This window comes from Exiguobacterium sp. ZOR0005 (assembly GCF_000798975.1).
Classification (GTDB): domain Bacteria; phylum Bacillota; class Bacilli; order Exiguobacteriales; family Exiguobacteriaceae; genus Exiguobacterium; species Exiguobacterium aurantiacum.
The window spans coordinates 63,769-76,606 of the sequence record NZ_JTLB01000015.1 but is presented as its reverse complement, the minus strand read 5'-3'; the positions used below and the strand labels follow the sequence as shown (position 1 = coordinate 76,606).

Annotated in this window: 15 protein-coding genes; 9 read left to right on the top strand and 6 right to left on the bottom strand. The window is 56.0% G+C overall.

Annotation, left to right across the window (positions count from 1 at the left end; all coding sequences use genetic code 11):
• Positions 1-65 precede the first annotated feature (65 nt).
• The 3 genes from L971_RS06915 to L971_RS06905 all read right to left on the bottom strand — a co-directional run bounded on the left by L971_RS06915 (position 66) and on the right by L971_RS06905 (position 3,208).
• The gene (locus L971_RS06915; RefSeq protein WP_047375126.1) at positions 66-1,598 is read right to left on the bottom strand and encodes a methyl-accepting chemotaxis protein; all 1,533 of its coding nucleotides are present in this window, start codon (positions 1,596-1,598) and stop codon (positions 66-68) included.
• A 133-nt stretch (positions 1,599-1,731) separates the two neighbouring features.
• A complete protein-coding gene (locus L971_RS06910) occupies positions 1,732-2,460 on the bottom strand; it encodes a polysaccharide deacetylase family protein (RefSeq protein ID WP_047375124.1) in 729 nt (242 codons plus the stop codon).
• Positions 2,461-2,566: 106 nt separating this feature from the next.
• Positions 2,567-3,208, bottom strand: a complete 642-nt coding sequence (locus tag L971_RS06905) for a TVP38/TMEM64 family protein (RefSeq protein ID WP_081977064.1) — start codon at positions 3,206-3,208, stop codon at positions 2,567-2,569.
• 208 nt (positions 3,209-3,416) lie between these two features.
• Here L971_RS06905 and L971_RS06900 point away from each other — a divergent pair, with 208 nt between their 5' ends.
• The gene (locus tag L971_RS06900; RefSeq protein ID WP_047375120.1) at positions 3,417-5,126 is read left to right on the top strand and encodes a methyl-accepting chemotaxis protein; all 1,710 of its coding nucleotides are present in this window, start codon (positions 3,417-3,419) and stop codon (positions 5,124-5,126) included.
• 34 nt (positions 5,127-5,160) lie between these two features.
• Here the strand turns inward: L971_RS06900 and L971_RS06895 are convergent, their stop codons facing one another.
• Both L971_RS06895 and L971_RS06890 read right to left on the bottom strand, forming a co-directional pair.
• Positions 5,161-5,583 (bottom strand): DUF1801 domain-containing protein, encoded by a 423-nt coding sequence (locus L971_RS06895; protein WP_047375119.1) that lies wholly within the window; start codon positions 5,581-5,583, stop codon positions 5,161-5,163.
• Positions 5,583-5,939, bottom strand: coding sequence for a DUF2200 domain-containing protein (locus L971_RS06890; RefSeq protein WP_047375114.1), 357 nt, complete (start codon positions 5,937-5,939; stop codon positions 5,583-5,585). The genes L971_RS06895 and L971_RS06890 overlap by 1 nt, the downstream gene beginning before the upstream one ends.
• Positions 5,940-6,081: 142 nt before the next feature.
• Here L971_RS06890 and L971_RS06885 point away from each other — a divergent pair, with 142 nt between their 5' ends.
• Positions 6,082-6,534 (top strand): MarR family winged helix-turn-helix transcriptional regulator, encoded by a 453-nt coding sequence (locus L971_RS06885; protein WP_081977063.1) that lies wholly within the window; start codon positions 6,082-6,084, stop codon positions 6,532-6,534.
• 13 nt (positions 6,535-6,547) lie between these two features.
• On the top strand, positions 6,548-7,066 hold the full coding sequence (locus L971_RS06880; protein ID WP_047375109.1) for a GNAT family N-acetyltransferase: 519 nt from the start codon (positions 6,548-6,550) through the stop codon (positions 7,064-7,066).
• Here L971_RS06880 and L971_RS06875 read toward each other — a convergent pair.
• Positions 7,041-7,727, bottom strand: a complete 687-nt coding sequence (locus L971_RS06875; RefSeq protein WP_047375108.1) for a haloacid dehalogenase type II — start codon at positions 7,725-7,727, stop codon at positions 7,041-7,043. The genes L971_RS06880 and L971_RS06875 overlap by 26 nt on opposite strands.
• A gap of 90 nt (positions 7,728-7,817) precedes the next feature.
• Between L971_RS06875 and L971_RS06870 the strand changes: the two genes are divergently transcribed.
• The 6 genes from L971_RS06870 to L971_RS06845 all read left to right on the top strand — a co-directional run bounded on the left by L971_RS06870 (position 7,818) and on the right by L971_RS06845 (position 12,827).
• The gene (locus L971_RS06870) at positions 7,818-8,414 is read left to right on the top strand and encodes an FMN-binding negative transcriptional regulator (RefSeq protein ID WP_047375107.1); all 597 of its coding nucleotides are present in this window, start codon (positions 7,818-7,820) and stop codon (positions 8,412-8,414) included.
• 115 nt (positions 8,415-8,529) lie between these two features.
• Complete coding sequence (locus L971_RS06865) at positions 8,530-9,009, top strand: hypothetical protein (protein ID WP_156111506.1); 480 nt, start codon at positions 8,530-8,532, stop codon at positions 9,007-9,009.
• A 128-nt stretch (positions 9,010-9,137) separates the two neighbouring features.
• Entirely contained in the window at positions 9,138-10,214 is a 1,077-nt protein-coding gene (locus L971_RS06860; RefSeq protein ID WP_081977062.1) for an iron-siderophore ABC transporter substrate-binding protein, read from the top strand.
• A 4-nt stretch (positions 10,215-10,218) separates the two neighbouring features.
• Positions 10,219-11,238, top strand: coding sequence for an iron ABC transporter permease (locus tag L971_RS06855; protein ID WP_024370778.1), 1,020 nt, complete (start codon positions 10,219-10,221; stop codon positions 11,236-11,238).
• Positions 11,235-12,266: an iron chelate uptake ABC transporter family permease subunit gene (locus L971_RS06850; protein ID WP_047375103.1), complete on the top strand. Its 1,032-nt coding sequence runs from the start codon at positions 11,235-11,237 to the stop codon at positions 12,264-12,266. Before L971_RS06855 ends, L971_RS06850 begins: the two co-directional genes overlap by 4 nt.
• A 126-nt stretch (positions 12,267-12,392) precedes the next feature.
• Positions 12,393-12,827 (top strand): cytidine deaminase, encoded by a 435-nt coding sequence (locus L971_RS06845; protein WP_369793353.1) that lies wholly within the window; start codon positions 12,393-12,395, stop codon positions 12,825-12,827.
• The last annotated feature ends 11 nt before the right edge of the window (positions 12,828-12,838 follow it).

Genomic DNA, 12,838 nt, shown 5'->3' with positions numbered 1-12,838 from the left:
TTGAAACAACTGATCTCCGCATTATAAAAAAACAGGCCGCGAATCCATCGATTCGCGGCCTGTTGTCATGTTGTTTTCGCCCGCATCTCGAGTTGATCGGTCACGGTCTCGAGCGTGTTCGCGGTCGACGCGAGCCGGTCGGACATGTGGCTCAGTTCTTTTTGGACGGCGACTTGTTCCTCGGTCGCGGCGGCGACGTGTTCGATTTGAAGCTGAAGTTCGTTCGCGGCGACTTTCGTCGAGGCGAGGCGCGTCTCGAGTGCTTCCATTTGCGCCGTCACGCGTTGACGTGTCTCTTGGATCGAGGTGATTTGGACATCGATCTCGGAGACGTCCTCGGTCAGTCGTGTGAAGACGGCCGTGACGTCCGACGCGACGGTTTGACAGTTCTCTGTCGCGTGCTTAAATAGCTTCGCCGAGTCGCGGACGACGCTCGTGTCGTCCATCAGCCCGCCGAGGACACGCGTCATCTCGGACGCATATTCGCGCGACTGGACAGCGAGTTTCCCGACCTCTGAGGCGACGACGGCGAAACCGCGTCCGGCCTCACCGGCGCGGGCCGCTTCGATCGAGGCGTTCAAGGCGAGCATGTTCGTCTGTTCGGAGATCGTCTCGACGTGTTGCAAGATGGCTTGAATCTCGCTCGAACGGTTCGACATTGTCGTGACGACGTCGTCGAGCCGCGTCGATTCGCCGATGATCTCTTCGACTTTCGCTTCCATGCGCTGCATGTCACGGTTACCCGCGACCGCGTCCGAGGCGATACGTGACGAGGCGTTCGCCGTCTGGGCCATCCGTTCTTGGATGAGGGCGGTCAGGGAACGGATCGCTTGAATCTCGTCCGCCCCGTGCGTCATCGACGTCTGTTGGTCGGTCGCATGGGCGACGATCGGGTCGACCGAGACGGCAATCTGTTCACCAGACTCGAGCGATTGACTCGCGGCGGCCTCGAGTTCGGCGGCGTGTTCTTTTAATGACGTCACGAGACGGCTCGCGTCCGCGACGGCTTGGTCGAGCAGCCGTTTCGTCTCGTCCTCGTTCGCTTTCACGCGGGCAGACTCCAAATTTCTGAAATGGATCTGCGTGACGAGGGCGATGCTTAACAAGACCAAGTACACGGCGTGGACGAGGAGAAGACTGAACGGATAGTCGCTCGTGCCGCAAATGATCTCCGGGAACAAGAAATACCCGGCCACATGCTGCACAGCGAAGATGACGGTGCTGTATAGGATCAAGTCGATGCGGCGCATGAACGATAAGATCGCCAAGACGACGAAAATCGAGAAGTGATACTCGACGAGCCCTTGACCGCCGGCGACGGTCGAGATGCTCGAAAACGTCAGCGTCAGCATCATCCAGTACGGGAACGAGCGGGGGTGTCTTCGTTCGCTCACCAGCATGCAGATGAAGAAGACGACCGGGATCGCGAACAGCACCCATACCGCAAGCGGATACGGATAACCGGTCGTACCGTTCCGCAGGACGGTATAGGCGTAAGCAAAATCGGTGAAACGGTGGAGCAGGTGGACGATGACGGACGTCAAGACGATGACGAGCGTCGTCACGAGCATCAATTGATTGCGTTTCGTTGAACTCATACAGATTCCTCACATTCGTAGATTAGTTCGATATGGCTACTTTATTATCGGACGGACGTCCCGAATGTTGATTGAAATTGCACATTTGATGAGACGGAAAGTTGAAAGAAGCGAGGGACTCACGGCCCCTCGCTCATTTTCGTGACGTATTCTTGTTCCATTTGTTATAGAAGTTATACGGCGGCGTGGTGTCCGTGATCGTCGTGAACACGTATTGCTCTCGCTTCAAATGACGAAGGACGTAGTCGAGTGAGGCCGCGGACGTCGACTGGTCATGCATCAAGACGACCGAGGCGACTTGTCTCGCCCGATTGGCGCGCACCTTTTGAATCGTGTCGAACTGAAGCAGGCGCGGGTCGTCTTTTCGTTTCCAATCGAGACTGTCGACGTTCCAGTCCCACATATGGAACCCGGCCGTTGTCATCGCGTCGCGGTGACGCTTCGTCATATGCGGCACACTTCCATACGGCACGCGCATGACGTTCGTCTTCACCCCGGTCGTTTGGAAGATGAGCTGCTGGACGTGCTTCATCTCCGTGACAGCAGACTTCGGTGACTTGTAGAACGCTTTTTTGTCGTGGGTCATGCTGTGCAGACCGAGCGCGTGTCCTTCGGCGACGATCCGTTTCAACACGTCCTCGTTGCCTTTGATCTGTTTGCCGAGGATGAAAAATGTCGCTTTCACTTGGTGCTTCTTGAGCACGTCGAGCAACAACAGCGTCTCGGGGCGGGGGCCGTCGTCAAACGTCATATAGACGAGCTGTTTGTCATCATGGCGGACCGCTTTCTCCGTAGCTGAAACAGGCAAAGCCAAGCTGACGAATAGACAAAGCAATAGGCTTGATACTAGCCATTTTCTCAATGTGATCGTGTCTCCCCACTCGAATTGATTCTCATTTCCATTCTCGATTTTACGGCAAGGAAGGGAGACGGTTCAATCGCTTCTTTCCACGAAAAGGGAATCAGATTTACATTAATCCGAGCCACTTTTGGACAGGCTTTCGGAAATAGTAGGTGACCCCGATCAGACTCACGAAGACGAGGGCGGCGATGAAGACGGTCGTCACACTCCCCGAGGCGAGGCTCGCCCCTAAAAAGCTATAGGCGAGCGTCCCGGGGATCATCCCGAGCACGGTCGCGAAGAGAAACAATCGGAAACGGACTTTTGCGATGCCGGCCGCATAACTGAGCAAGTCGAAACTGACGAGCGGGATGAGCCGTAACACGAACACGTAGAGGAAGCCGCGTTGTTCCATTTGCGTGAACAGTTTCTCCGACCATGGGTAACGATCGACGTTGAGTACCGAACGCCCGAACAAGCGGGCCATGACGTACCCGGTCACGGCGGCAGCAGTCGCACCGACGATGATGTATAACACGCCTGGCCAGACGCCAAACGCGAGCCCGGCACCGAGCGAGAGGACAGACGTCGGCAAGAAGATGAGGGGTCCGACCGCATAGATGAGGATGAACACGAGCGGTCCCCACCAGCCGAACGACAAGACGACGTCACGCACGTCAGACGGCCGCAACTCATAATGGAAGTGCGTGAGATAAAACAGGCTTCCGAACAAGGTGAGCAGAAGACTGAGTTTGAGCCAACGTGGCACGAGAATCATTCCTTTCCAATTCGTACTTCTTTTTTATAGCGTATCGCATTTTTCTTCACGATGACGGTGAGCCAGCTTACAGAATATGCCCTCAATGTGTTTCGAATTCGATTATGTATGTAAAAAATGCAAACTTAGGTCAACGTATGTGTAATCTCGCTTCACGATGGCGTCCTTTCGCACGATAAAGCATGTGGGAGGGATTATTGTGAAAAATTTAAGTATGTTCAAAAAGTTTGCGGTGCTGCTCACCGTTTTCATTACGACGCTCGTCGTCATCGCCGCGCTCAGTCACACGCTCATCGGGCGAATGGCCGACGCGGGGGAAGAGATTTATCAAGAACGGTTGGTGCCAATTCGCGCGCTCGGTCAGATTCGTACGGATAACCGAGCACTCGACGCGTATTTGCTCGAACTGATGTTGACGTCCGATGCGGCCCGGAACGAGGAGTTGCAAGCCGACATCTCAGAACGACGCAATAGTATCGGCACGAACTTGAATGTGTTCAATGAGACGTTCTCATCGACAGACGAAACGGTGACGCAACAAGTCGAGAAGTTGAACCGAGAAATCAGCGCCTATTTAGAAGGGACGGAAGTCGTCTTGCAACCGGCGCTCCGTAACGAGAATGCAGCGGCTTACCGCGTCTATTTGGACGATTTACGGCCAATCCGGCTGAACCTCGTCGACACGGCCACGGCCGTCATGGACGGCATCAATCAAGAAGCTGAAGCGGCAAGCGTCGCGATGCAAGATGATCGAAACCGGTCAGTGCTTACGTTTTGGGTGCTCGTCGCCATCGGAGCGTTGGCCTCAATCGGGCTCGGTGTCTACATCACACGGCTCGTCGTCCGTCCCGTCCGTGAGCTGAATGCGCTCATGAGCCGGGCCGGAGCCGGTGACTTGACGGCCGAGAGCACGTATTCGTCACGGGACGAGCTCGGTTCGCTCGCTGTGTCGTTCAATCAAATGAAAGACAACTTGCGCGAACTGATTCAGCAAGTGACAGAGACGTCAGGCCGTGTCGCCGTCTCGTCTGACGATTTGAAGAACAACGTCGAAGAGACGACGAAAGCGACGGAGATGGTCGCCGTCACGATGGAAGAGATCGCGTCGGGCTCGATGCGTCAATTGACGCGAGTGAAGGAGTCGAACGGGACGATCACCGAGTTGACGCGAGGGATCCATCACGTCTCGAACAGTGCGCAACACATGACCGAGCTCTCGGACGGTGCGCTTCAAAAAGTCGGGACCGGCAACGAGTTGATTGACACGCTCGAGTCACAGCTCGAAGCGATGAACGAGAAAGTGAAAGCACTGCAAACGGTCATCGGGCAGCTCGACGTCCGCTCGCAAGAAATCGGCATGATCACCGGTACGATTTCCGGCATCGCCGAGCAGACGAATTTGCTCGCCTTGAACGCAGCGATCGAAGCGGCACGGGCCGGCGATCACGGACGCGGCTTCGCCGTCGTCGCCTCGGAGGTCCGGAAGCTCGCTGAAGAATCGGCCGTCGCGACGAAACGGATCTCCGGCTTGATTGGGGATACGCAAACCGAGACGAAACAAGCCGTCCAAACGATGCACGTCGTCGAGAGCGAGATGGGCCATAGCGTCACGAACGTCCAACAGGCAGGCGCGGCGTTCGAAGACATCAAGCGCGCCATCGAAGAAGTCGCTCAAAAAGTCGAAGAAGTATCCGGTTCCGTCCAAGAGATGGCGGCCGGTGCGACCGAGATTTTGACGTCTGTGGACGAGATCCAAGGCATCACCGAGACGACCGCGACCGAGACAGAGAACACGTCGGCGGCGACGGAAGAACAGATGGCGTCGATGGAAGAAATCACGGCATCGGCCCAAGAACTGTCGAACATGGCGGACGAGATGCGTCAGATGACAAAAAAATTCAACGTATGACAAAAGAGACAAGTCGCGCGCGACTTGTCTCTTTTTAGCGTTGTTCGTAGGCGTGGACCCATTCCGCCGGTGTCATCTTCGAGACGAGCTCGCCGATCAGCTCGTACGGGATATGCTTGACGTTGCCGAAGCGGATACAGCTCTTGCCCATGTCGAGCTTCGTCGGTACTTGTGCGGCGTACGCCTCCTCGAACCAAAGGAGCAGCGCCGGGTCACTATAGATGCCCATATGATAGAGTGCGACATGCCGCTTCTGGGCGATGACGCTCAAGAAAGGGAGCGGTGTGCCCGGTGTGACGTGATACCCGGACGGATACGTCGACAGCGGGACGACGTAGTGGACGCCTTTGCCATCGGTCGTCTTCTCGAAACCGTCGGGCAGATTCGCGTCGATGACGTCGATCAAGCGGATGAAGGCGTCGAGCCGTTTGTCGTCGACGAGTGTCGTGTAGTCCATTAGAGTTTCCCTCCTCGTAAAATCTTCTCCATCGCCTTGCCTTTGGCGAGCTCATCGACGAGTTTGTCCAGATAACGAATCTCGCGCATGAGCGGTTCCTCGACGTTCTCGACGCGGACGCCGCAGACGACGCCTTTGATGAGTGCGCGATCTTCGTTCATCTTCGGTGCCGCTGCGAAGAACGTGTCGAAGTCGACCTCGGACGCGAGTTGTCGTTCGAGCCCGTCCTCGTCATAGCCGGTCAGCCAACGGATAATCGTGTCGACTTCCTCTTTCGTTCGGCCTTTCCGTTCTGCTTTCGCGACGTAAAGCGGATAGACGCTCGCGAAGCTCGTCGTGTAAATGCGGTGTGCCATGAAATCCCCTCGTTTCGTGGAGTGATAGCTATATTTTCTCACATTGAAAGACGTGAGACATAAGTTATTTTTTATTGCAAATGCAATAAAATGAGTTAAACTGAAGATAATATAGTGTAAATACAACATTCGGGAGGATTGTATGAGAGACCATCTACGCGAGGTTGGGATGATTGCCCGTGCGCTCGACTCGATTAGCAACATCGAGTTCAAAGAGCTCGAGCTGACGAAAGGGCAATATTTATATGTCGTCCGAATCTGCGAAGAGCCGGGCATCATCCAAGAAAAGCTGGCCGAACTCATTAAAGTCGACCGCTCGACGGCGGCGCGCGCGATTCAAAAGCTTGAACGGGAAGGATTCATTCGACGAGTCGACGACCCGCAGAACAAGAAGATCAAGCGACTCCACCCGACCGAGAAAGGACAGGCGGTCTATCCGCTCATCCTCCGCGAGCATGACCATTCAACGGACGTGGCGCTCGCTGGTCTCTCGGATCAAGAAGCCGAGCAGTTGCTCCGTTTGTTGAAGCGGGTCCGTCACAATATCGAAGGGGATTGGGAAACGGTCAAGCGAGGTAACAAACGAGAATACTAAAGGGGGAAGCAACATGATCACCATCAAAGCTTGCACGATCGAAGACGTCGACACGCTCCGGGACATCAGCATCGAGACGTTCACGGAGACGTTCGAAGCCGACAACGACCCGGCACATCTCGCGGCGTATCTCGAACGGGCATACAACGTACCGCAACTTAGAGCGGAACTTGCGAATCCGGACTCGACGTTCTTTTTCGCCATGCTTGAAGGGGAACTTGCCGGGTATATGAAAGGGAACGCCAACAACGCCCAAACGGAGGCGATGGGCGAGGGGGCGTTCGAGCTCGAACGAATTTATGTGCGTCGCGCCTTCCAAGGGAGTGGCGTCGGCAAGGCGTTGTATGACCAGGCGATCCAACGCGCGAACGAGCTGGATAAACGTGAAATCTGGCTCGGCGTCTGGGAACATAACGAGAAGGCGCTCGCCTTCTATAAAAGGCATGGCTTCGTCCAGACCGGGTCCCACACGTTCTATATGGGCGACGACGCCCAAACCGATTTGATCATGGCCAAGCCGCTTCGTCCGTGACCCATTCCAATATTCCGGATAGATCTTCATAGACGGCGTCAGGGGCCAAGTCAGGCATGTCGAGCGGTTTCCCGTCGCGATTGATCCACGCGGTGTGGAAACCGAAGTTTTTCGCCCCGGCGATATCCCAGCCGTTCGAGGACAGAAACAATACCTCGTCCCGCTCTAGCCCGCTGTTCTTGAACCAATGCATATACGCGGCCGGTGACGGTTTCGCTTGTTTGACACCGTCGACGCTGACGAGCTCCTCGAACAGGTCGGTAAAGCCGGCGTTATGGATGAGCGCGGTGAGCATCGCGTCCGTCCCGTTCGACAGCACGACGGTCCGTTTTGCGTGAAGTTCGTTTAACACACCTGCGACCTCATCGTACGGCGACAGTTCGGTGTATTTCGCAATCAACGCGTCCTCGGTTTCAGGTGTCCACGTCACGCCGGTCGCCGACAAGGCGTAGCGGAGCGCTTCGCGTGTGACGACGGAAAAATCGGCATAGCGACCCATGATGTGGCGGGTGAAGAAGTAGTCGAGCTGTTTCGTCCGCCACGTCTGGCTGATTTGTTCACCTTTCCCGGGAAATTGGTCGTCACACGCCGTCTTGATGGAATGGACGTCAAACAACGTCCCGTACACATCGAACACGAACGCTTGAATTTTCGGTTTCATAATAACCCCTCCTCAAGTCATGTAGCGTCATCTTGTCTTTACCCTACTTGACGCGGCTTAGACGAGGGTTACTCAGATAGGAGGAGTTGGATGTACGTCCCAAAATTATACGCCGTGACCGACCCGAAGGAAGTCCACGCCTTTTTGAAGGCCCATCCTTTCGGCACCGTCGTCACATATGACGGGCATAAGCCGATCGCGACGCACGTACCGCTCCGTCTGCATGAGACGGACGGACAGCTTTCGTTCACGACGCATATCGCCAAACATAATCCGCAATGGAAAACGATTGAACAACAGACGGTGCTCGTCATCGTCCAAGGACCGGACGCCTATGTCTCGGCGTCGTGGTACGGCCATGAGGACGTGTCGACGTGGAACTATCAGGCGGTCCATCTCTACGGGAAGGCGACGATCATGACCGAAACGGAGCTCGAGAACGAATTGGCCGGCCTGCTCCGGGACCATGAAGGGGAGCGGGGAGACGCCGTCGTCTGGGAAGAGCTGTCGGAACCGGTCAAGCGTCAAAAACACGGTGTCGTCGGCTTTCGAATCGACGTCTCAGACATCGAGGCGGCGTTCAAGCTGAGCCAAAACCGGAACGACGAAGATTATGCGCGCATCGTCTCTGAACTTGGGCAAGAAGGTTGTCCGATGGCCGATGTCATGCGTGAGCGACGCCCTTGATTTATTGACAGGACGATCCATTCTCGTCCACAAAATGAGAGCGTCGAGGCGTATCCATAATCGTAAAACCAATTTTTTAGGAAGTGAGCGAAAATCAATGAAATTGAAAAGGATTGTGCGAATACTAGGGTGGTTGCTTGTCATCCTCGCTTTGGTGGAACTGGCCACAGACCGGCCAGATTCATCGAACTTACCGATTGAACACACGTTTGAGGAACCGATTGCGTTTCCGTTTGAAATCACTCGACGTTACACAGAAGTCGACATTAAAGTGCCGCATCATTTCCATATTTTCGTGTTTCATTATGTGAATGAAGAGACGACTCAAGAACTAAGCTACATCGTCGACAAAGTCATCGATGAACCGGCTGACGTGGCGGATCTCTCGTTATATGGAGAGCAATACATACTTGCAGACGGGACATCGGCTTTCTTTGACGAGACGGACGCGACGTCACAAGCATTGTGGTGGCAGAACAAAGACGGTTTCACGGCACGAATCATCTACTACATTGATGGCAATACGGTCGAACTCGATGACGAGAGCCGCTTGTCCGTCCAACAACTGATCAATTTGGCCAACCAAACGTTATGACGGCAGCCCGCCTCTCATCAATCGAGACACGCGGGCTGTTTCTCTTTTCCTCAACTATCTTGAAATTCAGATTGACACGGCTCCCGGATTCGTCCTATACTCATAAATGATAATGATTATCAGTGTCGATGATAACGCATCGTCATAGAAGAGAAAAAGGGGATTACAACGTGAAAAAGCATAAGAAGATGTTACATATGTTCTTGTTCGTCTCAGTGTTCATGCTCGTGCTCGCCGGTTGCGGCTCGAACACAGAAGAACCAGCGACGACGGATGAGAACTCAGAGTCAGCAGAAGGTTACCCGATCACGATCAAGCACGCGCTCGGTGAGACGGTCATCGAAGAGAAGCCGGAACGCGTCGCGACGGTCGGGTGGTCGAACCAAGACGTCGCCCTCGCGCTAGGCGTCGTCCCGGTCGGTTTCTCGGCTGCGAACTACGGCGTCCAAGACGGCAGCGGCGTCTTGCCGTGGACAGCAGAGAAGTTGAAAGAACTCGGTGAAGACAACCCGAACGTCTACCAAGACACGGACGGCCTCGACTTTGAAGCGATCGCCGACTCACAGCCAGACGTCATCTTGGCCGCCTATTCAGGCATCACGCAAGAAGACTACGACACGTTGACACAAATCGCACCGGTCGTCGCGTACCAAGAAACGCCTTGGGTTTCTTCATGGCAAGACACGGTCCTTTACAACGCGATGGCAATGGGCATGGAAGCGGAAGGCAAGCAGTTGATTGCCGACACAGAACAGCTCATCGCGGACAAAGCGGCGGAAGTACCGGACATGCAAGGCAAGAAAGGCGCGTTCGTCGCCTTGAGCCCTGGCGACTTGTCGAAGTTCTACATCTACACGACAGGTGACCCGCGCGGTGCCTTCATCGAAGAGCTCGGCATGGAGTACCCGCAAAACATTAAAGACCAACTCGAAGAAGGCAGCTTCTACCTCGAGCTCAGCTCAGAGAACGCCGACATCTTGAACGACCTCGATCTCTTCGTCGTCTACGGGAACGAAGAGACGCTCAAAGAGCTTCAAGCGGACCCGCTCTACGGCAAAGTACCGGCCATCGAGCGCGGCTCGGTCGTCTTGATCGAAGACAACACGCCGCTCGCGGCAGCCGGGACACCGTCACCGCTCTCGATCGAATACACGATCGACGAGTACGTGAAACTCGTCTCGGAAGCACTCGAGAAAGTCGAGTAATTAAATGAATACGCTGAAGAAGTTGCAAACGCCGAAACGGTTTCCTCTCATTTTGATGGGGTCACTCGTCTTGCTCGTCGTCTGCATGCTCGCTTCACTTGCTTTCGGCTCACGGACAGTCGGATGGGATGAACTGCTTGACGGTTTATTCCGTCCGGCTGTTCAGTCGTATGAAGCGGACATCATCCGGCAGCGGGTCGTGCGGACGATCTTTAGTCTCATGTGCGGGGCGGCGCTCGGCGTCTCGGGCGCGTTGATGCAGTCGGTCACAAGAAACCCGATCGCCGACCCGAGCATCCTCGGGGTGAATACGGGGGCGGCGCTGTTCGTCGTCGTCGGGATCGCGTTCTTCAATATCTCGTCGTCGTCGGACTACATTTGGTTCGCGCTCGTCGGGGCGCTCCTGACGGCCGTGTTCGTGTTCGGCATCGGGTCGCTCGGTCGGGGTGGGGCGACCCCGCTCAAGCTCGTCCTCGCCGGGGCGGCGACGAGTGCGGCCTTGTCGTCGCTCGTCATGGCGATCATGATCCCGCGCTCGAACGTCATGGACCAGTTCCGGTTCTGGCAAGTCGGGAGCGTCGGTGCCGGCAACATGGATTCGATCATGACGTTCTTGCCGTTCTTTATCAGTGGGATCGTCATCGCCATCCTCGCGGCCCCGTCGTTGAACATTTTAGGCCTCGGGGAAGAGCTCGCCAAAGGGCTCGGCGTCCGGATCGGCACGCTCAAACTGATCGCCTCGTTCGCCGGCGTGATTCTGTGCGGGGCAGCGACGGCGCTCGCGGGGCCGATCGGTTTTATCGGACTGCTCGCGCCGCACTTGATCCGCTTGACGATCGGGCCAGACGAACGGTTCGTCATCCCGATGTCAGCGCTCGCCGGGGCGATTCTGCTCACGTTCGCCGACGTGACGGGACGCTTGCTCGGTAGCCCGGGCGAACTCGAGGTCGGGATCGTCACCGCCTTTATCGGGGCGCCGATTTTGATCGCGTTGACGATGAAAGTGAAGGTGCGTGACTTATGATGCAAAAACCATTTCAACCGATGATTCAAAACAGTAGACGGCGTCGGCAGCGGACCGTCGTCGTGACGCTCGTTCTCAGCCTGCTCGCGCTCGCCTTGAGCGCCTTGATGCTCATGCTCGGCAACACGATTTATCCGGTCGGGGACGTCGTCCGCGTCTTGCTCGGGGCCGACGTGCCAGGGGCGTCGTTCGCCGTGAACACGATCCGCCTGCCGCGCATGCTCGCTGGCGTGTTCTCCGGAATCGCGTTCGGCGTCGCCGGTACCGTGTTCCAGACGATGCTCCGTAACCCGCTCGCTAACCCGAACGTCATCGGGATTACGACCGGTTCGAGCGCGGCCGCTGTGTTCGGCATCGTCGTCCTACAAGCGAGCGATACGTTCGTTTCCATCATCTCGGTCATCGGCGGACTGTTGACGGTACTCGCCATCTACTTCTTGTCGAAGAGCGCCGCGTTCTCGATCGGACGCCTCGTCTTGGTCGGGATCGGCATCCAGGCGATGCTGACGGCGGTCATCAACTATCTTCTCCTCATCAGTCGTCAAAACGACGTCGGGACGGCGATGCGCTGGTTGAGCGGGAGCTTGAACGGTGCCAAGATGGAGACGCTACCGCCGCTCATGATCACGGTCGCGCTCTGTCTGCCGGTCGTCATCTGGCTCAGCCGCCAACTCCAAATTTTAGAGCTCGGGGAGATGACGGCGACGTCGCTCGGTGTCCGGACGAACCAGACGCGGGTGCTCCTCATCATCGCCTCGGTGCTCATGCTCGCGCTCGCGACGGCGACGACCGGACCGATCGCCTTCATCGCCTTTCTCGCGGGACCGATCGCGAAGCGGCTCGTCGGGGACGGGCGTTCGACGATCATTCCGGCCGGGCTCGTCGGTGTCGTCTTGGTGCTCGCCGCCGACCTGATCGGCCAGTTCGCCTTCACGGCGCGCTATCCGGTCGGTGTCATCACCGGCATGGTCGGGGCACCGTATTTGATTTTTCTCTTGATTCGGATGAACAAAAATGGGGAGTTGTAAGCGGAGAGTCACGTCTACGGATGTGACTCTTTTTATGTGAAAGCGCCATCAAAAAGTCGTTGACTTTGATTCGTGGGGGGTGTATGCTAAAAATCCTGCCCAAAAAAGAGAGGCACGGGAACTGGCATCAGTTCATTTCGAGTCAGAGAGGACCATGATCCCATGAACCAACAAAAATTAGTCGAGCGCGCCCGCCAAGTGAAAGAGAACGCCTACTCCCCATATTCGAATTTCCGTGTCGGAGCGGCGCTTCTCATGAAGGACGGAACGGTCATCAACGGCGTCAACGTCGAGAACGTGTCGTTCGGTGCGACGAACTGTGCCGAGCGCACAGCGATTTACACGGCCATCGCGCAAGGATATAAAAAAGGTGACTTCGAAGCCGTCGCGGTGTCAGGCGACACGGTCGACTTCTTGCCGCCATGCAGTATCTGCCGCCAAGTGCTCGTCGAGTTCGGCGACCCGGACTTCAAAGTGTTGATGACGAACGGCGAAGCCGAGATTAAAGAAGTGACGCTCGACGAACTCGTCCCGTTCGCGTTCACAGAACTAGAAATGTGATGAACAAAGCC

Coding starts and splice junctions, on each gene's coding strand:
- L971_RS06855 (WP_024370778.1), top strand. CDS start 10,219: ATGAATACGCTGAAGAAGTTGCAAACGCCGAAACGGTTTCCTCTCATT.
- L971_RS06870 (WP_047375107.1), top strand. CDS start 7,818: ATGTACGTCCCAAAATTATACGCCGTGACCGACCCGAAGGAAGTCCAC.
- L971_RS06860 (WP_081977062.1), top strand. CDS start 9,138: ATGATAACGCATCGTCATAGAAGAGAAAAAGGGGATTACAACGTGAAA.
- L971_RS06915 (WP_047375126.1), bottom strand. CDS start 1,598: ATGAGTTCAACGAAACGCAATCAATTGATGCTCGTGACGACGCTCGTC.
- L971_RS06875 (WP_047375108.1), bottom strand. CDS start 7,727: ATGAAACCGAAAATTCAAGCGTTCGTGTTCGATGTGTACGGGACGTTG.
- L971_RS06895 (WP_047375119.1), bottom strand. CDS start 5,583: ATGGACTACACGACACTCGTCGACGACAAACGGCTCGACGCCTTCATC.
- L971_RS06890 (WP_047375114.1), bottom strand. CDS start 5,939: ATGGCACACCGCATTTACACGACGAGCTTCGCGAGCGTCTATCCGCTT.
- L971_RS06885 (WP_081977063.1), top strand. CDS start 6,082: ATGAGAGACCATCTACGCGAGGTTGGGATGATTGCCCGTGCGCTCGAC.
- L971_RS06850 (WP_047375103.1), top strand. CDS start 11,235: ATGATGCAAAAACCATTTCAACCGATGATTCAAAACAGTAGACGGCGT.
- L971_RS06880 (WP_047375109.1), top strand. CDS start 6,548: ATGATCACCATCAAAGCTTGCACGATCGAAGACGTCGACACGCTCCGG.